19 protein-coding genes are annotated in these 18,500 nt (G+C 65.1%); 17 read left to right on the forward strand and 2 right to left on the reverse strand.

Annotated elements, in window-relative coordinates:
- Positions 1-450: 450 nt before the first annotated feature.
- Positions 451-846 carry a hypothetical protein gene (locus ACLM5J_RS20215; RefSeq protein ID WP_413658481.1) on the forward strand — a complete coding sequence of 132 codons (396 nt, stop codon included), beginning with the start codon at positions 451-453 and terminating at the stop codon, positions 844-846.
- On the opposite strand, the gene ACLM5J_RS20220 is transcribed toward ACLM5J_RS20215, so the two are convergent.
- Positions 800-1,480, reverse strand: coding sequence for a TetR family transcriptional regulator (locus tag ACLM5J_RS20220; RefSeq protein ID WP_413658482.1), 681 nt, complete (start codon positions 1,478-1,480; stop codon positions 800-802). The two genes, ACLM5J_RS20215 and ACLM5J_RS20220, sit on opposite strands and share 47 nt — an antisense overlap.
- A gap of 127 nt (positions 1,481-1,607) precedes the next feature.
- Between ACLM5J_RS20220 and ACLM5J_RS20225 the strand changes: the two genes are divergently transcribed.
- Complete coding sequence (locus ACLM5J_RS20225; RefSeq protein WP_413658483.1) at positions 1,608-2,801, forward strand: amidohydrolase family protein; 1,194 nt, start codon at positions 1,608-1,610, stop codon at positions 2,799-2,801.
- A 143-nt stretch (positions 2,802-2,944) separates the two neighbouring features.
- On the opposite strand, the gene ACLM5J_RS20230 is transcribed toward ACLM5J_RS20225, so the two are convergent.
- The gene (locus ACLM5J_RS20230; protein WP_413658484.1) at positions 2,945-3,925 is read right to left on the reverse strand and encodes an amidohydrolase family protein; all 981 of its coding nucleotides are present in this window, start codon (positions 3,923-3,925) and stop codon (positions 2,945-2,947) included.
- A 241-nt stretch (positions 3,926-4,166) separates the two neighbouring features.
- Here ACLM5J_RS20230 and ACLM5J_RS20235 point away from each other — a divergent pair, with 241 nt between their 5' ends.
- The 15 genes from ACLM5J_RS20235 (at position 4,167) to ACLM5J_RS20305 (ending at position 18,493) form a co-directional block, all read left to right on the forward strand.
- Entirely contained in the window at positions 4,167-5,795 is a 1,629-nt protein-coding gene (locus tag ACLM5J_RS20235; RefSeq protein ID WP_413658485.1) for an ABC transporter substrate-binding protein, read from the forward strand.
- A 16-nt stretch (positions 5,796-5,811) separates the two neighbouring features.
- A complete protein-coding gene (locus ACLM5J_RS20240) occupies positions 5,812-6,294 on the forward strand; it encodes a hypothetical protein (RefSeq protein WP_413658486.1) in 483 nt (160 codons plus the stop codon).
- A 131-nt stretch (positions 6,295-6,425) separates the two neighbouring features.
- Positions 6,426-7,373: an ABC transporter permease gene (locus tag ACLM5J_RS20245; RefSeq protein WP_413658487.1), complete on the forward strand. Its 948-nt coding sequence runs from the start codon at positions 6,426-6,428 to the stop codon at positions 7,371-7,373.
- On the forward strand, positions 7,366-8,409 hold the full coding sequence (locus tag ACLM5J_RS20250; protein WP_413658488.1) for an ABC transporter permease: 1,044 nt from the start codon (positions 7,366-7,368) through the stop codon (positions 8,407-8,409). The genes ACLM5J_RS20245 and ACLM5J_RS20250 overlap by 8 nt, the downstream gene beginning before the upstream one ends.
- Positions 8,410-8,438: 29 nt before the next feature.
- Positions 8,439-9,419: an ABC transporter ATP-binding protein gene (locus ACLM5J_RS20255; protein ID WP_413658489.1), complete on the forward strand. Its 981-nt coding sequence runs from the start codon at positions 8,439-8,441 to the stop codon at positions 9,417-9,419.
- Between the two features lies 1 nt (position 9,420).
- Positions 9,421-10,422: an oligopeptide/dipeptide ABC transporter ATP-binding protein gene (locus ACLM5J_RS20260; RefSeq protein WP_413658490.1), complete on the forward strand. Its 1,002-nt coding sequence runs from the start codon at positions 9,421-9,423 to the stop codon at positions 10,420-10,422.
- Positions 10,422-11,339, forward strand: coding sequence for a TIGR03619 family F420-dependent LLM class oxidoreductase (locus ACLM5J_RS20265; RefSeq protein ID WP_413658491.1), 918 nt, complete (start codon positions 10,422-10,424; stop codon positions 11,337-11,339). The genes ACLM5J_RS20260 and ACLM5J_RS20265 overlap by 1 nt, the downstream gene beginning before the upstream one ends.
- Positions 11,336-12,502, forward strand: a complete 1,167-nt coding sequence (locus ACLM5J_RS20270) for a thiolase C-terminal domain-containing protein (RefSeq protein WP_413658492.1) — start codon at positions 11,336-11,338, stop codon at positions 12,500-12,502. Before ACLM5J_RS20265 ends, ACLM5J_RS20270 begins: the two co-directional genes overlap by 4 nt.
- The gene (locus ACLM5J_RS20275; protein WP_413658493.1) at positions 12,502-12,909 is read left to right on the forward strand and encodes a Zn-ribbon domain-containing OB-fold protein; all 408 of its coding nucleotides are present in this window, start codon (positions 12,502-12,504) and stop codon (positions 12,907-12,909) included. Before ACLM5J_RS20270 ends, ACLM5J_RS20275 begins: the two co-directional genes overlap by 1 nt.
- A gap of 91 nt (positions 12,910-13,000) precedes the next feature.
- Entirely contained in the window at positions 13,001-13,570 is a 570-nt protein-coding gene (locus ACLM5J_RS20280; protein ID WP_413658494.1) for an isochorismatase family protein, read from the forward strand.
- Positions 13,570-15,879: a CaiB/BaiF CoA transferase family protein gene (locus tag ACLM5J_RS20285; RefSeq protein ID WP_413658495.1), complete on the forward strand. Its 2,310-nt coding sequence runs from the start codon at positions 13,570-13,572 to the stop codon at positions 15,877-15,879. The genes ACLM5J_RS20280 and ACLM5J_RS20285 overlap by 1 nt, the downstream gene beginning before the upstream one ends.
- The gene (locus tag ACLM5J_RS20290; protein WP_413658496.1) at positions 15,876-16,421 is read left to right on the forward strand and encodes a MaoC family dehydratase N-terminal domain-containing protein; all 546 of its coding nucleotides are present in this window, start codon (positions 15,876-15,878) and stop codon (positions 16,419-16,421) included. The genes ACLM5J_RS20285 and ACLM5J_RS20290 overlap by 4 nt, the downstream gene beginning before the upstream one ends.
- A complete protein-coding gene (locus tag ACLM5J_RS20295; RefSeq protein ID WP_413658497.1) occupies positions 16,411-16,902 on the forward strand; it encodes a hypothetical protein in 492 nt (163 codons plus the stop codon). Before ACLM5J_RS20290 ends, ACLM5J_RS20295 begins: the two co-directional genes overlap by 11 nt.
- Entirely contained in the window at positions 16,899-18,065 is a 1,167-nt protein-coding gene (locus ACLM5J_RS20300; protein ID WP_413658498.1) for a thiolase C-terminal domain-containing protein, read from the forward strand. Before ACLM5J_RS20295 ends, ACLM5J_RS20300 begins: the two co-directional genes overlap by 4 nt.
- A complete protein-coding gene (locus ACLM5J_RS20305; RefSeq protein WP_413658499.1) occupies positions 18,062-18,493 on the forward strand; it encodes a Zn-ribbon domain-containing OB-fold protein in 432 nt (143 codons plus the stop codon). The genes ACLM5J_RS20300 and ACLM5J_RS20305 overlap by 4 nt, the downstream gene beginning before the upstream one ends.
- The last annotated feature ends 7 nt before the right edge of the window (positions 18,494-18,500 follow it).

Below are 18,500 nucleotides of genomic sequence, written 5' to 3' on the forward strand. Positions count from 1 at the left end.
GACGCGGCCTGACTACCGCACACCCCGAGTGTCAACCAGACCGGGGGCAGACCCCTACGTCGCGGCATCTGGTCTCGGAGGCATTGGCCACACCGGACTATTTCCGCGCGCTTCCTTGCGATGAGTTGCTGGCTGTGGTGTCGCGAGAGACGTTGGAGTCCGTGGCGACGCCGTGGTACCGCGATGATGTGCTGCGTTCACGGATCAACTCGGAGGCGGCCGCCAGGTTTGATGCCGAGTTCGCGCCAGCACCATCATCGTCATGGCGACGGAAGTCACGGGTATGAGCGACAACCCAGACGTGGAGCAGCTTTTCACCGCGGTGTTCGACACCCTGGAGGTGCTGACGAACCGGATAGATCGGATCGAGCAGAACACCCCTAGCGGCGCCACTCGAGATGAAGGGGCGACGGTCGGCGCCGATGTTGCTCCGCTAGAGGAGTGGGTGCCGTGGCCGAGCACCGCCTACGGCTGGGCGAGAAGATCCCCGCACGGTGGGTCGAGATTCCCGGCGTTTCGCAGGAGCTGGAAGCGTTGCGGATGGCGTGGGCCAGTGCGTATGGCGAGGACGGTCCATTGGAGGGGTTCGGCGCGGGCCAGTGGCACGACATGCTCGCGCGGGTACTGGGTCGCCTTCATGACACCTGGATCGCCGACGAGCGCAAGCGCAAGCACAGCCGCGGCAGCGACCCGTCGACCGCTGAGCCGACCATGAAGTTGGTCCCGGTCGCAGAAGTGGAGTCCAGTATAGAACTGCCCGGAGAGGCGTTGAGTGCGGCGGGTGCCGACGAGGAAACGATCAGGTCGTATGCGCGTTGGTTCCGCCCTGCATCATCGAGGCGATGATGTCGGCCATCACCGACTCTAGGGCTTCTCTGCTGTAGCCCCGGGAGGTCAGACCGGGTTCGAATGCGGCGACGTGTGCCAGCATCGAAACCAGGACGGCGCCCACCGCCTTCGCATCTCCGGGGGGCGCAAGATCCACGCCGCCTTCTTCGACCTGCGCTTCGAAAGCAGAGGACAGTTCGCTGAGGACACTCACCCGCGCCTCGTAGAAGCGGTCGTCACCTTCGCCCATCAGGATGTCGACCGCCTTGAGCACTGCCCGGTGCTCCTCCCAGAAGCTTAGGAACTCCTCTGCGAGGCGGCGGGCCGCTGCGCGGCTATCGGCCCCCGTCCAGCTTGCATCCTGAACGATGACCGTAAGCCTGCTCTTGTCCCGGATCACTTCTTGCGCAAGCTCGAAGATCGCCAGGTCGATTCGGGGAAAGTACTGGTAGAACGTCGAGGGGCTGGTCTCTGCCTCGCGAGCGATGTCGGCCACCGTCAGGAAGCGGTACGCCCGCTTGCCCAATTCGGTGCGGGTGGCGTCGAGAAGGCGCTGGCGTGTTGCGAGTCCCCTTCGCTTGGGAACCCGTCCGTCGGTTGCGCGGACTGCTTGCTCTTGGTTGCGGCGAGCTTCCGCGTCGGTCTCAGACATAGTCGCAGACCCTATCCATTAGTTGGTGGCCGAACAAGGTTCTTCGGAACTGCTAGACAGAAAATCTGAGGTTGTGTCAGACTCTGATCTGAGAGTGTCTCAGAAGTTGAAGACGAGGAGCCTGTTTATGTCCGACCTTCCCATGATCATCAGTGTCGACGACCACATCGTGGAGCCGCCGCACCTGTGGCAGGAATGGCTGCCGAGGAAGTTTCGGGAGCGTGGTCCGCGGGTCGAACGGCGGGGTGTTGGTGCCATGCGCCACGTCGGTGGCGGTCGCTACGAGCACACCTGGGACCCCAGCGGTCCACAGGCGGACGTCTGGGTCTTTGAGGACCTGGTCTACGTGCACAAGCGTCACGTTGCGGCGGCGGGTTACAGCCGCGACGAGATGACTATGACGCCCATGACCTACGACGAGATGCGTCCGGGCTGCTATGACCCCAAGGCCAGGGTGAAGGACATGCTGGACAACCACGTTGACGGCTCCCTCTGTTTTCCGACATTCCCGCGCTTCTGCGGCCAGACATTCACTGAGAACGGCGACCGTGAGTTGGGTCTCGCGTGCATCGAGGCCTACAACAACTACATGGTCGACGAGTGGTGTGGGGACAGCAACGGTGTGCTGATCCCGCTTATCATCGTGCCCTTGTGGGATGCTGAATTGGCCGCGGCCGAAGTGCGCCGAAATGCGGCGCGCGGTGTGCATGCGGTGACATTTAGTGAGATCCCTCCGCACCTGGGGCTTCCGAGTATTCACAGTGGCGAGTGGGACCCGTTCTTCCGGGCATGTGAGGAGACGGCGACGACGATCAACATGCATATCGGCTCGTCGTCGAGGATGCCTGCCACGTCAAGTGATGCCCCGGACGGTGTCGCGGCCACGCTGTCGTTCAACAATGCTATGGCGTCGCTGGCGGACTGGCTCTTCTCGGGCAAGTTGGTGGAGTTCCCTGAACTCAAGCTCGCCTATTCGGAGGGGCAGATCGGATGGCTGCCCTACGTGCTGGAGCGTGCCGATGCTGTCTGGGAGGACCACCGTGCGTGGATCGGCACAAAGGGCCTGACTCCCGAGCCGCCCTCCTACTACTACCGACGTAATGTATTCGGCTGCTTCTTTAAGGACTATCACGGAGTCGAATCTCGAGACAAGATCGGAATTGACACGATCACATTCGAGACAGACTATCCGCACACTGATTCGACTTGGCCGCACACGAAGAAGGTTGCGGAGGAGCACCTTCAGGGCCTGACTGACGAGGAGAAGTACAAGATTCTTCGGGGCAATGCCATTCGTATGCTCAGTCTCGATCGCGTCTGAGGAAGGCTCCGTCGCTGAGATTGGCGACCCTTGCCTGTGACGATGGGCCGCGCGAGGTATCGCGCGGCCCATCGTGCTCTTCTCCGGCGGCGAGCCCGCCCGGAACCGGGGGAGAGCGCGTCAATCGGAGATTCCCTTGGGGATCATCTGGAGGTCAGGCGGAGAAAGTTCTCGCTGGCGATGAGGGAGAGCTCAGTCGACGTCAGGGGCAGGCTGAGTAGGGTCTCGACGGCTCGGACGGTGTTGGGATACCGGTGCTGAGGTCCTCTCGCGTCCTCGTTGGTCGGTTGGCGCACCAGTTCGTTGAAGCAGTAGCCGCTGCCATAGGTGACGCGGTCGGCGCCGACCGCGCGCAGATGCTGGACCACCGCGTCGGGGCTGACGAGTCCGCGCGCTACGTCTGCCATGCGCATCGAGGTGTCGACGTGCACTCCGGGGAACGCCCGAGCGAGCATGACTACCTCGTCGTCCGTGCGTCCGCCGAACCTGGACTCGTCGCCGAGGCGGGACAGGATCACCTTCAGGGCGGGAAATGCTGCCAGGACGGGCGCCAGCTGACGGGGGCGTCCGAACCTATGGCCGGCGCCGCTCAGGCCGATGAGCACCGGTGTGCCCTGGCGGCTGCAGTGGTCATAGACCGGCCATAGGCGCCGATCGTCACATCGGATGCCGAGGTCTTGTGGCATCAACGCCACTCCGGTCGCAGTGCCGGCCAAGCGGGTCTCGAGCTCGTCGAGCAGCTGCGCCTCGGTCATCAGAACGGGATCGATCCCACAGAACCATCCGAGCTTCGGGTGGGTTTGTGTCGTCGCCTCCGCCCACCTGTTGTTGTCGATCAGGCGGCCGACCACCCGGGAGCGAAGTTCGTGCTCTGCGGCATCCAGGTCTCCTCGGTCAGGCAGCGTGTAAAGGCCGTCGCGGTAGTACCTGCCTGTCCAGGTGAACATCACTACATTCGCTCGGTCGACTCCTGTCGACCGCATCATTTCGAGCGTCTCAGTCACGGTCCCCGTCGTCGCGACGTGGCGGGGGACCGGCTGGTCGGCGAGGAGGTAGTTCCGGACCTCTTGGCCGTGGTGGGCATCGCGAAGGATGTGAATATGCATGTCGAAGATCTTGGTCATGCTCCGCCTTCCTTGAAATGGGCCAAGGGGCGATTCATCGTCGCCAAAGCGAGCTGGTCGCGATTCCGAATCGACCCGCTTCAATGTCAGCAGTATTGCATCAGGTGGGCACTTCTGACAGCTTCTCAGAAAAAATCTGAGACTTTGTCAGAAATCCTTGACACTGCAGTTTGCCGTAGGTCAAAGTTCCCGGTGACCTGGAACACATGAACATGAGTTGGGGGTGGCAATGAGGCAGAGCGTGAAGCGACGAATGGCCGGTCTTGCGGTGATGGCGCTTGCTGCAATGGCGGCTGGATGTGGCTCGGGCGATGGCCCGGGAGCGGACAACAAGGGCGGCGGAGGTGAGCCCCAGTCCGGCGGTTCGGTGACCTTCGCGACCTTCATGCCCACCATGAGCTTCGATCCAGTCGTCAACTACGGCTATGGCGTCTCCGGCGGGATCGAGCTCCTGGCCGTGTACGACTCGGTGATGCGTTGGAACCCTGAGAAGCATGGCTACGAGCCTCGCACGGCCGAGTCACTGACTCCGAACCAGGACTTCACAGAGTGGTCTCTGAAGATCAAGCCGGGGATCAAGTTCACCGACGGCACGCCCTACGACGCTGCCGCAGTGAAGTTCAGCCTGGACCGCCACCGAGTGGGCGCCCAGACCGCGCCGGGGTGTGAGGATCTGCGCGCATGTCCGACCCAGAACACCAGCAGCAAGGGTTACATGACGCTCGTCGGCGACGTCGAGCAGGTTGACGACCTCACGTTGACGATCACGACCCCCAACGGTTGGCCCGGGATGCCGATGATCCTGGCGGGCGAGCCCGGCATGGTCCCGTCGCCGACGGCGGTTCGCAAAGCGTGCCCCGAGGACGGCCTCCTCGCCGAGTGCAAGTACGGAGAGAGTCCCGTGGGGGCTGGCCCGTTCAAGGTCTCCTCCTTCCGCCCGGGAGAGAGCGCCGACCTCGTCCGCAACGACGCCTTCTACCGCGGCGCGGCGTATCTCGACGCGCTCAAGTTCGTGAGCTTTAGCGACAGCGGCAGCGACACCACCGCCGAGGCCCTGAAGTCACGCCAGATCCAGGCTGCCTTCCTGCGCTCTCCGTCAGCCATCGCGATCGTCAACGATGTGGACCTGGAGGGCTACTCGGCGGTCCAGGAGATGGGGCGCAACCTGATGATGAACGCGCGTCCCGGCGCCGCTACCCACGACGTGCGCGTACGCAAGGCCGTCAACGCAGCGATCGACCGGAACCAGCTAAACGACCGTGTCTATGGCGGCAAGGCGATCGTCGCCGACGGCATGTTCACCGACGACTACCCATTCGGCCCCGGCGGCGACGTCGCAGGCTTCGATCGGGAGCAAGCAAAGGCGCTCGTTGCCGAGGCCAAGGCTGCCGGGTGGAACGGCAAGATCCGCTTGTTCGGCGCAGGTCCCGAGCGACAGCGCATGCAGGCCCTTAAGGCGATGCTCGACGCGGTCGGGATGTCGACCGAGGTCAAGGAGTTCGAGCAGGCGCAGCTGATCGAGCAGACGAACGTCAAGCAGGACTTCGACCTGGTGCTCGGCGGTCTCCCGGTCGGCCCGGATGACGCCGGGATCATGGCCATTCGGACCAACTTGCGCAGTGATTCCCTACGCAACCGCACCGGTTACCAGAACGATGCCCTGGATGCCGCATTGGACGAAATGTTCGCGTCCGTGACCACCGAGGAGAAGCAGGCGGCGATCGCCAAGGTCGGTACCGCCTTCGACGAGGGCATGCCGTGGGTTGTCGAAGGCGCCATGGAGGAGCGGGTCGCTTGGGCGAACAACGTGCACGGCATCTACGCCAATCAGGTCACCGAGGTCTACCTCGACCAGGCCTGGATCAACTGAGGAAACGGAGAGTTCGATGAGCTACTACAACATTGACGACGAGGGCTTCTGGGGCATCGGCCCCGAGGACGAAGAGACCTCCTTCAGCCGCAAGTTGGCCGAGGCGATGGACCTCACGATGGCGCGCTTCCCGCTGGGCGATCCGAACGACGGCGCGACGCCGATGGCCTCGGTCCTCTACATGCCTCCGGGCTACCTGCTGTGGCGTCACATGCACAACTGTTACCGCTTCGAGGCGATCATCAAGGGAAGCGTGATGAGCGGTGATCGTGAGCTCGGTCCCGGCGACATCATGGTGACCAAGCCCAACGAGCCATACGGCCCCTACACGGTCGGCCCCGAGGGTCTGGTCACGGTGGAGATCTTCAGCCGGACGGACGAGATGGGCTTCGCGACGGTCGAGGACACGGATCCGGAGCAGGAGCGCTGGCTGCGCAGTCTCCTCGACAGCGAAGACCCCGAGCTCGCGGCTGCGGCCAAGTGGGCGCTGCGGTTCTGACCCGCGTTCGCTTCACCTAGGGAACCAAGGCGTTTGACGGCTGGCGGGCCGAGAAGGCGATGGCCTTCCGGTCCGCCGTCCCCACTATCGGTACCGACTCGTCAGGTTCGGTCTCGTTACCCGGAGGCATAATGAAGAATCTGCTGAGGCGACTGCTGTTACTGGTGCCGATGCTGCTGCTGATCTCGATCGGCACCTTCCTACTCGTGGATCTGGTCCCGGGGGATCCTGCAATCCAGATTGCCGGCGCTGAGGCGACCGCCGAGGAGTATGCAGAGATCCGCGAACAGCTCAACCTGGACGAGCCGCTTCCGGTTCGCTACGTCCACTGGCTGGGTGATGCCGTGACCGGAGACCTCGGCCGCAGCATCACCGTCCCGTCCCAGACCGTGGTTGAGCGTCTGACGGAGGCGCTGCCGGTCAATCTGGAGTTGGCGGGTCTGGCCCTCCTGCTCGCAGTTATGGTCTCCGTTCCCTTGGCATTGTTGTCGGCGTACTGGTCCGGCGGCCGGTTCGACCGGGTCACCTCGTCGACCATGTTCGCGATGATCTCGGTACCCAACTTCCTCGTCGGGATCTTGGTCCTGCTCCTGTTCGGGGTGCATCTGCAGTGGTTCCCGATAGGTCAGTGGGCCCGGCCGAGCGAGTACGGCCTCATCGACAACCTGCGTTATGCGATGCTTCCGATCCTGACGCTGGCGATCGGCGAGATCGCCATCTTCACCCGGCTGCTCAGGGCTGACCTGATGCAGACCCTGCGTGAGGACTTCATCCTCTCGGCACGTGCCAAGGGCATGCCGACCGGACACATCCTCCTGCGCGAGGCTCTGCGCCCTTCGCTCTCCTCGCTGCTGACGATGGCTGGATTGAGTTTGGGCCGCCTGATCGGCGGTTCGGTGATCGTCGAGAAGATCTTCGCCCTGCCCGGCATGGGCACGGCGATCGTGGATGGGGCGCGCTCGAGCGACTACACCCTGGTTCAAGGCGGGGTTCTCGTGATTGCGCTGGTCTATGTCACAGCCAACCTGTCGGTTGATGCACTGCATGCCTACGTGGATCCGAGGACGCGAAATGCCTGAGCACAAGAGTAGGTCGAGTTGGCGGATTCTGGTGCGCGTGTTGCAGGTGTGCGTGGGTCTCGGGGCCCTCGCCTGCGGCGTGGCCGAGATCGGTGTCATCGACGGACCGGCGATGATCCTCGCGGTCGTGGCCGGGCTGTGGCTGCTGACGCAGGGCGTGGTCGGTCTCGTCGAACTGGGGACGGGCCGAGCGATCGACACCGCTGCCTGGTTGGCCGCGTCGTGGATGATCCTCGTGCTGGGCGTGGTGCTGCTGGCTGATGCGCTCCCTTTGGGCGAGCACATCGACACGGCGGCCACCATCGACGATTCAGCGGGTCGCCCGGTCGATCTTCTCTCCGCGCATCCGTTGGGCACCAACAGCTACGCGTTGGACACGCTTGCGCAGGTCATCCATGGTGCTCGGGTCAGTCTGAGCATCGCACTCTTCGCCGTGGTGGTGAGTGTCGTCGTCGGCGGGATCGTGGGCACAGCAGCCGGCTACTACCGGGGCTGGCCGGACACCATGACGAGCGTCGCCACCGACGCGGTGATCTCGATCCCCCCGCTGATCCTGCTGATCGCACTGGCGGCTGCCTTCGGGCCGCCGGAGACGACACTGGAGGCGGTCCTCAAGACCGGCGCCGCACTCGGGGCCGTGACGACGCCTGCGGTCATTAGGTTGGCTCGTGCCAGCGCGATGTCGATCTCCAAGCGGGACTACGTACTGGCCATGAAAGCGGTCGGAGCACGTCCACGCTGGCTGATTCTCAGGGAGGTGCTTCCGGGGGTCGCGGTACCGGTCCTCAGCTATGCGTTCCTGCTCGTTGCGATGCTCATCATCGCCGAGGGATCGCTCTCCTTCCTCGGTCTGGGGCTCCAGCCCCCGCAGCCCACCTGGGGAAACATGATCGCGGAGGCCGACGTCAGCAAACTTCGTACGTCGCCGCACCTAGCTCTGGTCCCGGGTACCTGCATGTTCCTGACCGTCTACGCACTCAATGTGCTGGGCGAGCGTGCGCAAAGTCGTTGGGATCCGCGAGAGGCGAAGGTATGAGTGAGCAGAGTAGGACTCCGATCCTCGAGGTGCGTGACCTCAGCACGACGTTCGCGACCAATGTCGGCCCGGTCACCGCCGTGGATGGCGTCTCCTTGGTCGTGCGACCTGGCGAGTCGCTCGGAATCGTCGGCGAATCCGGCTCGGGGAAATCGGTTCTGGTCCGCTCGATCATGAACCTGTTGCCTCGCTCGGCGGAGGTCGCGGGCAACGTGATCTTCGACGACGTCCCGATGGCCCGGCGCGGCAAAAAGGAGATGCGCCACTTCTGGGGTCCGGAGATGGCGATGGTCTTTCAGAATCCGATGACGTCACTCAACCCGGTGAAGAAGATCGGACAGCAGATCATCGACCCGATCCGGTTCCACCTCGGCAAGAGCCGGTCGGCTGCGCGACGAGACGCTGCGGACCTGCTGGATCGAGTCGGGATCGTCGATGTCCAGCGTTGCCTCGACCAGTACCCCCATCAGCTCTCCGGCGGCATGCGCCAGCGGGTCTCGATCGCGATCGCGCTGTCGTGCTCGCCCAAGTTACTCATCGCCGATGAACCAACGACGGCACTGGACGTGACAGTGCAGAAACAGATCCTTGATCTGCTCCAGCGCCTTCAGCAAGAGTCCGGAATGGCGATGATCCTGATCAGCCACGATCTCGCCGTGGTCGCCGGGCGCGCGAATCGCCTCGGAGTCATGTACGCCGGGCGCCTGGTCGAGGCAGGGCCGGCGAGTGAGGTCTTCGCCGATCCCCGCCATCGGTACACAGGCGCGCTTCTCGCATCCGCCCCGGACATTGCTCTTGACTCCCACACCCGTCTGGCCACGATCAACGGCACCCCGCCCAACCTTCTAGCGCTGGAGCCTGGGTGCAGGTTCGCCCCGCGTTGCGCCGTGACCGATCCCACCTGCGAGAAGGAAGAGCCCATGTTCCACTTCGACAACCAGAGGCTGCGTGGCTTCGCCTGCCACCATCCCATCGAGCCTGTCCCGTCTGTGAACGCGGGAGGGCAGTGACGTGGCGGGAACCGGTACCGCGCACTTGCGGTCGTCGGGTGACGTCGTTCTTCGAGCCGAGGGCCTGACCGTCACCTATGCCAGCTTGGGGCGCAAGCGCCACGCTGCGATCGAAGGGCTGAGCATCGACCTTCTGGCCGGCGAGACTCTAGGCATCGTGGGCGAGTCGGGATGTGGAAAGTCCACCGCGGCGCGCGCGGTGATGCAGCTTCCGCGTCCTGACGAGGGCACGGTCGGCTTCAAGGGTGTCGAGTTGACAAAGCTTCGGGGAGCAGCGATGAGGTCGGCACGCGCTGGCATGCAGATGGTGCTCCAGGACCCCCACTCGTCCTTGAACCCACGGCGCACGGTACGACAACTCGTCGGCGCAGGTCTCGACGTCTGGGGCAAGGAGTCCGGCCCAGCGCGTGAAGCGCTGGTTTCGGAGGTGCTCCACGCAGTCGGGCTGGATCCGCAGACGGTTGCAGACCGCCTCCCGCACACCTTGTCCGGCGGCCAGTGCCAGCGGGTCTCGATCGCTCGGAGCCTCGTGCTTCGCCCCGACGTCCTCGTCTGCGATGAGCCGGTCTCGGCGTTGGACGTCTCGGTTCAGGCGCAGATCCTCAACCTGCTCGAGGACATGAAGGATCGCTACCAGCTCAGCATGATCTTCATCGCCCACGATCTCGCCGTCGTCAAGAACGTCTCGGATCGCATCGTGGTGCTCTATCTCGGGCGGGTGTGTGAGGTCGGCACCCCCGACGAGGTGTTCGGTGATCCGCAGCATCCCTACACTCGGCTGCTCATCGACTCGATCCCCGTCCCGCGGCCGGTCGCGGTCGAGGCAGCGCCGCTCGGCCTCCGTGAGCCGGCGTCGACGAGCGGCGATGCCCCGGGGTGCCGGTTCCGTAGCCGTTGCCCGCAGGCGCAGGAACTGTGTGCCGTCAGCGAGCCTGAGGTCCGGGAGAGCGTGGAGGGGCACTTCGTCGCGTGCCACTTCCCGAGCACGAGAGGTGGAGAGTGATGAAGTTCAGTCTCCAGTACCCCATCGAACACGCCGGATACGACGCGCGCCTGCTCGATCCGTCCAATATCAGGGGTTTCCTGCAGACGGCGGAAGTCTCCGGCTTCAGCGCCGTCGGCTTCAGCGAACACCCGGCGCCCTCGGCGAAGTGGATGCGCAACGGTGGGCATCCCACCTTCGATCTGACGGCGATTCTTGCCTTCGCTGCTGCGCACACCGAGCGGATCAGCCTGCTCTCGCACCTGATGGTGCTCCCGTACCGGAATCCCCTTGCCGCCGCGAAGACGCTGGCCACACTGCAGATGCTCTCCGCCGGCCGCCTGATCGCCGGCGTCGGTGGCGGCTACCTGCGCTCGGAGTTCGAGGCGTTGGGCGTCGAGCATGCGGCGCGGGCGGACCTCCTCGACGAGGCGCTTGCAGTGGTGTCCCGAAGCTGGACCGGCGAACCGCTGACAGTACGAGGGCGACACTTCGACGCTGCAGATGTCGTGATGTCTCCCCTGCCGGCTGAAGGGCCACCGCCGATCTGGATCGGTGGCAACAGCAGGCGCGCCCTGCGGCGGGTCGCAAGGTTCGGGTCGGGGTGGGCGCCGGTCTTCGGCCCCGGTCCTCAAGGTGCCGCCTCCGGTGCCATTGCCCTGGAAACAGTGGATCAGCTCGCGGAAGCGATCGGGGAGCTCCGCGGCCTGGTTGCCGGCTGCGGCCGGGACCCGCTCTCCGTCGACGTGCATGTCCAGTTGGACGGCCAGTCCGCTGTGGATGGAGCCGGCCGTGACCGGCACTTGGCACAACTGGCCGAGCTCGCCGAGGTCGGAGTGACCTGGACGATGGTGAAGTTCGATCCGTCGGACCAGTCCGCGCTCCTCGACTCGCTACGCCGATACGGGGCCGACGTGATCGCAGGAGGCTCGCGGTGAGCCTGGGATCCACCTGCGCCATCGTCGGAGTCGGCGACACCGCGTTCGTGCGCGGCACCGAGAGGAGCACGTTCGAGCTGCACCTGGAAGCGTCGTTGGCCGCGATTGCCGACGCTGGCATCTCGCCCAGCGACATCGACGGCATCGTGCCGAACTCCCTGGCCGGCAGGCCGGTCGAGGAATTCGTGAAGAACCTGGGGCTGGGCGAGGTCCGCTACAGCGTCACGATTCCGATGGGCGGAGCGAGCTTTCTGGCGTCCCTTCAGAACGCGTGCATGGCCTTGGCGACGGGGCAGGCCAACTACGTACTCCTGCCATGCGGGCGTCGCGGCTACTCCGGGGAGCGGATCTCCACTGGGCAGGCCGTGTGGTCACCGGCGATGGAGACGATGCGGGACTTCGAAGTCCCGATGGGCAACGTCGGCGCGGTGCAGTGGTTCGCACAGGCTGCCCAACGGCACATGCACCAGTACGGCACCACCAGCGCTCAGTTGGGCCATGTCGCTGTCAACAGCCGCAACAACGCGAACCTCAATCCGCATGCACTCATGTACTCGAAGACCTTGACCTTGGAGCAGCACCAGGCTTCGCGCATCATCGCCTCGCCGTTTCGGCTGTTCGACTGCTCCCTCGAATCCGACGGGGCGGGCGCCATCATCGTGACCACCGTCGAACGCGCCCGTGACCTGCGCCGCGAGGTGGTCGAGGTGGTCGGCATCGCGTCGTCGCATACTGCGCGACCCACCTCCTTGACGGAGAAGCAGGACATGACGGTCGTCGAGGGGCTGCGTGACGCCGGCGCTCGTGCGCTCAGGATGGCGGACCTAACGATCGACGACGCCGACTGCCTGATCATCCATGAGGGCTTCAGTTGGTATGTGATCGCCGCCCTGGAAGCGCTGGGGGTGGTCGGGCTCGGTGAAGGCGGGCCATACGTCGAGGAGGGGCACATACGACTCGACGGTCGGACCCCGGTCAATCCGCACGGTGGCGCATTGGGCGAGGGGCATGCGTCCGGTGTCAATCACGTTATCGAGGCGGTTCGCCAATTGCGGGGGAGTGTCGAGATCGTGCGCCAGATCGCGGATTGTCGCAACGTGGTGGTCGCCAATGAGGGCGGCTTCTTCGACGGCGCAGTGGCAGTCTTGGGGCGGGGGTTGTGATGGCGCGTCCAGTGGCGGCGGACAGTCGTTTGGCCCAGGAGTTCTGGGAGTTCGCGAAGAACGGCGAACTGGTTGTACAGCAGTGCGACTCGTGCGATCTGCATCGGCACTACCCTCAGGTCCGGTGCTACGGCTGCGGATCGGGGGAGTGGCACTGGCAATCAGTCTCCGGGAGCGGGACCATCTACAGCTTCTCGGTGGCGCACCATGCGTTCCACCCGGCCTGGCAGGGGCGCACGCCCTACGCGGTGGCAACCGTGGAGCTCCGAGAGGGGGTCCGCATGGTGGGCGAACTCCCCTGCGATTCGCCCGACTCCATTGCTATTGGCTTGGAGGTCGAGGTGCATTTCTTCGACGGTGGAGATGGTGTCGGTCTCGTTCCCGGATTTCGATTGACAGACCGTTGAAGGAATTCTAGAGTCCTCATATCTGACGCAATCTCAGATTTATTGGCGGCATTGTTTTCGCTCCCGATTTGAGCGAGATTGGATAATTAACGTGATCACACTTCCTGTATCATCGGCACTCCTTCTAGTTGACCTTCAATCCGGTAGCGAGATGTTTAAGACGTTCCCGCATTCGGTGGCGGAGGTCATGGGGAAAGCGCGGGAACTGGCGGATGCATTTCGTGCGAGCGGTCGTCGGGTCATTTTCGTCAGGGTCGGCTACGGACGCGGCAACGAGTTGCAGAACAGGGTCCCGGCCGACGCAGACATGAGCTTCTCCCCGCCTGAGGGTTGGGACTCGCCGGACCCGCGGTTGGGGAATCATGCCTCCGACATCGTCGTCAACAAGCACGCGTTCTCCGCCTTTCACGGAACCGATCTCGACCTCATCCTCAGGCGGCTCGGCGTGACGACTCTCGTGGTCGGTGGGATCGCCACCCACGGCGGGGTCGAGGCAACCGCGCGTGCCGCCAACGACCACGGCTACGCGCAGCTCCTGGTCGAGGACGCGATGGCATCGATGAGTCCGGACCTGCATCGCTTCCCTGTCGAGAACGTGTTCCCGATGCTGGGACGCGTAGTCTCCACCGCGCAGGTGCTGGCCGGATTCGACGCGCAGTGATGAGCGTCGGCGCAGGCGGGCGGCGTGGGCCGCTACGGACCCTCCGGGTGCTCGTCTCGGGCGGATCTCGTGCCGCGCTGCTGACCGGTGCTCTGCTTGCAGATTGGGGAGCAGACGTGGTTCTGCTCGAGCCGGATGGTGGCCATAGCGAGCGGAGGGTGCTTCGCGGCGCTGAGCGCAGTGCGCTCTGGTGGGCGAGCAGGGCCCGCAACCTGCGCAGCGTGCGTGTGCTCGAAACGGAGTCGGAGCTGGCGCTCGGACTGGCGCGAGCAGCGGACGTGCTGGTCGATGATTTGTCCTCGGCGTGCCCGGGAGCGTGGGGCGAGAACCTGGTCCGGGCGCGAGCCGAGAACCCAGGACTGGTCACGCTGATGATGTCTCCGGAGGGAACCCGCGGCCCCGACAGCCGGGCCCCGAGCGACGAAATATGCGCAGAAGCGAGCGCCGGCCTGGCGGAGATCACCGGTGACCCGGATGCGGCACCGCTGCACTCGGACTACACGGTCAGCTCGGCGGCAAGCGCGCTGATGGGCGCGGTCTCGGCGATGTCGTTGGTCTACCGTCGTAACCATGGGACGCCGGGCCGTGGTGGGCATGCGGAGCTGGCCCACAGCGAGGTACTGACCCGGATCCTCGATTTCATATCCGCGTTCCACGACCAGCTCGGTTGGGTGGCCGAGCGCAATGGAAGCACCTCGCCCTACCAAGTTCCGACGAATCGCTGGCAGACCTCGGACGGGGTCTGGATGTCCTTCACCGGCAATACCCAGGGCGTCGTGGAGCGTTTCCTGAACGCGATCGAACGACCTGACCTGGTTTCCGACCCGCGGTTCGACACCAACGTCGCCCGGGTGGCGAACCGTGATGAGCTGGAGCGTGTGATCGGCGAGTACTTCGCGACCCACACGTATGCGCAGGCGGATGCCTCGATGCAGGAACACGGAGTCCCGATCGCTCCAATCCTTGCGATGGACCGCATCTTCGAGGATCCGCAGTACGCAGCGCGGGGGGTGCTGGTCGAGGTTCCCACAACGGATGGCGTTCTGCGGATGCCCGGTGCGGCGGTGCGCTTCTCGCGCACGCCCGGTGAAGTCCGGTCCCCAGGCCCGGCATTGGATGCGGACCGCGCGGCGGTGCTTTCGACGTGGACGTCGCGGGCGCCGGGCCGCGTCTCGGCGCCCGAGACGGCGGGAACGGTGGCTCCCCTGGCAGGCCTTCGCGTGATCGACAACGGGAACGTCATTGCAGGGCCGCTGACGGCCACCTTGATGGCAGACCTAGGTGCCGATGTGGTCAAGGTGGAACGACCGGTCGACGGTGACCTCTTCCGTCGGCAGGCGCCGCTCAAGGATGGCCATTCGGTGTGGTGGAGCATGCTAGGCCGCGGCAAGCGCTCGATCGCGCTCGACCTCAAGGACGAAGCCGACCGTCAGACGTTCATGTCGCTGACCGATGCCGCGCAGGTGGTGGTCGGGAACTTCGTCCCAGGAGTGGCTGCCAAGCTGGGGATCGACGCGGCGGCCTTGCTGCAGCGGAACCCGAACCTGGTGGCGATCGAGATCAGCGGATACGGCCAGAGCGGGCCGATCAGCAAACGGCGGGCCTTCGGCCGCAACGCGGAGGCCTTCTGTGGCATGGCGAACCTGACCGGGTATCCGGGCGAACGTCCCCAGCACACCGGCTTTCCGGTCGCCGACGCGTTCAGCGCGATGTTCGGTGTGTTCGGCAGTCTTGCCGCGCTGTACGAAAGAGATGAGGCGGCGACCGGGGGGCAGAGCCTCGACATCGCCCTGTTCGAGTCGGTTTTCCGCTTCCTCGAGCCGCAGGCGGCGCTCCACCACGCACGAGGCGAGGTCTGGATGCGGGGCACCGCGATGGACGAGCCCGGCTTGTGGCGTCGGGTCCTGCCGACTGAGGACGAGCGCTGGGTGACCGTTTCAGCTCCCAGCGACGAGCAGCGTGCTGCCGTTGCTCAGGTGTTGGGGTGCACGCCCGGGGAGCTCGCCGACCCCGGCGTCGACCTTGCCGCGTTCTCGCGGGACTTCACCGCCACGGAGCTGCTCGAGGCAGCGCACCGCCAAGGCGTGGCCGCCGCTCTCAACGTTACGGTCGCTGAGGTGATCGGGTCGCCACAGAACCGCGCACGCAAGGTCTTCGAGCATCTCGAGGATCCGCAAGCCGGTCGGATCTTGGCCCCTGCCGTCATTCCAGAGGTCGATGGCAACCGATTGGCGCTGCCCGCGGCGGCGCCGGCTCTCGACCAGCACCGTGGCAAGATCCTCGCCGAGTGGGCAGGTGTCCAGCGATGACCGACAGCGGCGAGTACGGAATCCGAACCGGAACCTACGAGGAGGCACTGACCTGGCTCGGCAGAGTCAGCGAGCCACGCACTGCCGACTTCCCCGTCGAACTGGCGGCGGGCAGAAAGTTCGCCGCCGCCGTCCAGGACGGGAACCCGTTGTGGTGGGACAGCCAGGTCGCCGATGAAGTCGCCGGCGGAGCGGTCGTTCCGCCGGCTACCTTGATGAGTTGGGCGGTCGCCCACCACTGGCTCCCGGAGGTCATGCGCAGGCCCGCGGTCGGCACCTTCCTGATCACCGTCCCACTTCCCGGGGAGTCGATGATCAACGTGCACAACGAGATCGAGTTCTTCGACCATCTACGCGTGGGAGACCAACTCACCGTCACCGAGGTGGTCGAGTCGATCTCGACGGAGAAGACGACCGGGGCAGGTCGCGGCCATTTCCTCACCGTTGCGGCCTGGTACCGCAGGAGCAACGGCGAGCCTGTGGCCATGGTGCGCAACGTGATACTTCGCATCTGTCTGGAGAGGACGGATCATGGCTCCTGACGTATTTGGCAACGTCCCCCAGGTAGGAGAGCAGCTCCCCGAGGTGACGCTCGACGTCGACCACACCATGGTGGTGATGAGCGCAGCAGCAACGAACGTCTTCTTCCGCGGGCACACCGACACTGCCTACGCGCAGAGCCAAGGCCGTCGCGATGTGTACCTGGCGACCGGGCCGATCGCCGGCCTGCTCGACCGGTTCGTGACGTCATGGGCAGGGCCGCGGGCGTTTCTCGCAAAGCGCACCCTGACGATGCGCGAGTCGATCTGCGCAGGAGACACGGTGCGGATCCGCGGTGAGGTGACCAGCGTCTCGACGGAGTCGCTGCCGGGCCGACCTTTGCGCGGTCCGGCTGTCGAGGTGAGCGTGACGATCGTCGATGCGTCGGACGCTCTGTGCGTCTCCTCGACGATCACGCTGCTCCTGGGCCATACCGACAAACCGATCGCGACTCTTGCAGCGGACGAGCAGGCGGCCCGATGACGATCCATCCCTTCCGCGACCGGGCAGCGATCGTGGGTGTCGGGACGACCCCCTACTTCAAGAACTCGGGCGCCACCACCCTTGCACTCGCGCTCCGGTCGATCACCGCTGCGCTGGCGGACGCCGGCCTGACACCTGGCGACGTCGACGGCCTCGCGACACATCGGATCAACGACTCGGCCTCGGTTGCTGTCGTAGGACAGACACTCGGGATCAAGGATCTGGCCTACTTCAACGATCAGTTCGGCGGCGGCAGCACGTCGCATTCGGTGATCGGGCAGGCGGCAATGGCGGTCGCCACCGGCCAGGCAGAGGTCGTCGTGTGCTGGCGGTCCTTGAACTCCCGTTCTGGCCGCCGGATGGGGGGTACCGGGCAGGCGCCGCCTGGCGGTGAGGAGTTCCAGTACCTGACTCCGCACGGCTACGCGGTACCCCCGCAGATGTTCGCCATGGCGGCGCGTGCCTACATGAATGCTGTGGACGTCAGCAGTGAGGATCTTGCCGAGGTGGCGATCGCGCAGCGCTGGTACGCCGCGCGCAACCCGAACGCGATGCAGCGCAGGGCGTTGACGTTGGACGACTACATGGCGGCTCCGATGATCGCCGACCCGCTGCGTCTGTATGACTGCTGCTTGGAGACCGACACCGGTGTCGCGCTAGTGGTGACCTCGGCCGAACGCGCTCGGGACCTGCGACAGGTGCCGGTCCTGATCGCGGCGGCAGCGTGGGGCGGGGGGCAGAACACCTTCTCGAACGGTTCCACCGATCCTTCCCGCACGGCAGCCGCCCAGATCGGCGCACGGCTCTGGCGGCAGTCGGGGCTGAGCATCGGCGACGTCGACGTTGCCGAGATCTATGACGCCTTCACGCCCTTGGTGCTGATGCAACTCGAGGGCTACGGATTTTGCCGGCCGGGGGAGGCTGCGCAGTTCATCCGCGAGGGCCACACCAGGCCCAAGGGGCGGCTTCCGGTGAACACCCATGGCGGCCACCTGTCCGGCGGCTACGCCCACGGTCTGAACCATGTGCAGGAGGCCGTCATGCAGCTCAGAGGACTGTCCGGCGAACGGCAGGTGCCGAACGCACAGGTGGCGCTGTCCACCGGACAGCCCGGACTGACCTCCGGCGCGTCGTCGGCGCTGTTGTTGAGGTGCGCGTCATGAGCGCAGCGCCGATCAACCCCGATTGGGACTCGGTCCCGTGGTGGCGAGCGCTGACCGAGCAGGTGGTGCTGCTCCAGCGGTGCACCGCATGTCAGACCTACCGGTGGCCGCCACGTGAGATCTGCAATAGCTGCTTCTCGTTCGCAGCTGACTGGGTATGGGACCTCGGACGAGGAAGCGTGGTGAGTTGGGTGGTCACCGAGCGGCCGTTCGCTCCAGGCCCAGCTGTTCCCTACACCACCGTCCTCGTGCGACTCGACGCCCAGGAGGACCTGATGCTTCCGGGAACCCTCCGTGGCGACCCGACAGCTCTCCGGCCCGGAGCGATTGTCGTCCCTGACTTCGATCCTCACCCGACCGATCCTGCTTTGACCGCCATCGACGGCGACCCGCTTCCGGCGACGTTGCTGAGTTGGCGCCTCCTATGAAGGGAAC

This window comes from Nocardioides sp. Bht2 (assembly GCF_047308515.1).
GTDB lineage: Bacteria > Actinomycetota > Actinomycetes > Propionibacteriales > Nocardioidaceae > Nocardioides.

What these genes read in the sequence shown, in the direction of transcription:
- ACLM5J_RS20220 (WP_413658482.1), bottom strand. Translation starts at nt 1,480, where the DNA reads ATGTCTGAGACCGACGCGGAAGCTCGCCGCAACCAAGAGCAAGCAGTC.
- ACLM5J_RS20225 (WP_413658483.1), top strand. Translation starts at nt 1,608, where the DNA reads ATGTCCGACCTTCCCATGATCATCAGTGTCGACGACCACATCGTGGAG.
- ACLM5J_RS20230 (WP_413658484.1), bottom strand. Translation starts at nt 3,925, where the DNA reads ATGACCAAGATCTTCGACATGCATATTCACATCCTTCGCGATGCCCAC.
- ACLM5J_RS20240 (WP_413658486.1), top strand. Translation starts at nt 5,812, where the DNA reads ATGAGCTACTACAACATTGACGACGAGGGCTTCTGGGGCATCGGCCCC.
- ACLM5J_RS20245 (WP_413658487.1), top strand. Translation starts at nt 6,426, where the DNA reads ATGAAGAATCTGCTGAGGCGACTGCTGTTACTGGTGCCGATGCTGCTG.
- ACLM5J_RS20250 (WP_413658488.1), top strand. Translation starts at nt 7,366, where the DNA reads ATGCCTGAGCACAAGAGTAGGTCGAGTTGGCGGATTCTGGTGCGCGTG.
- ACLM5J_RS20265 (WP_413658491.1), top strand. Translation starts at nt 10,422, where the DNA reads ATGAAGTTCAGTCTCCAGTACCCCATCGAACACGCCGGATACGACGCG.
- ACLM5J_RS20275 (WP_413658493.1), top strand. Translation starts at nt 12,502, where the DNA reads ATGGCGCGTCCAGTGGCGGCGGACAGTCGTTTGGCCCAGGAGTTCTGG.
- ACLM5J_RS20285 (WP_413658495.1), top strand. Translation starts at nt 13,570, where the DNA reads ATGAGCGTCGGCGCAGGCGGGCGGCGTGGGCCGCTACGGACCCTCCGG.
- ACLM5J_RS20290 (WP_413658496.1), top strand. Translation starts at nt 15,876, where the DNA reads ATGACCGACAGCGGCGAGTACGGAATCCGAACCGGAACCTACGAGGAG.
- ACLM5J_RS20295 (WP_413658497.1), top strand. Translation starts at nt 16,411, where the DNA reads ATGGCTCCTGACGTATTTGGCAACGTCCCCCAGGTAGGAGAGCAGCTC.
- ACLM5J_RS20300 (WP_413658498.1), top strand. Translation starts at nt 16,899, where the DNA reads ATGACGATCCATCCCTTCCGCGACCGGGCAGCGATCGTGGGTGTCGGG.
- ACLM5J_RS20305 (WP_413658499.1), top strand. Translation starts at nt 18,062, where the DNA reads ATGAGCGCAGCGCCGATCAACCCCGATTGGGACTCGGTCCCGTGGTGG.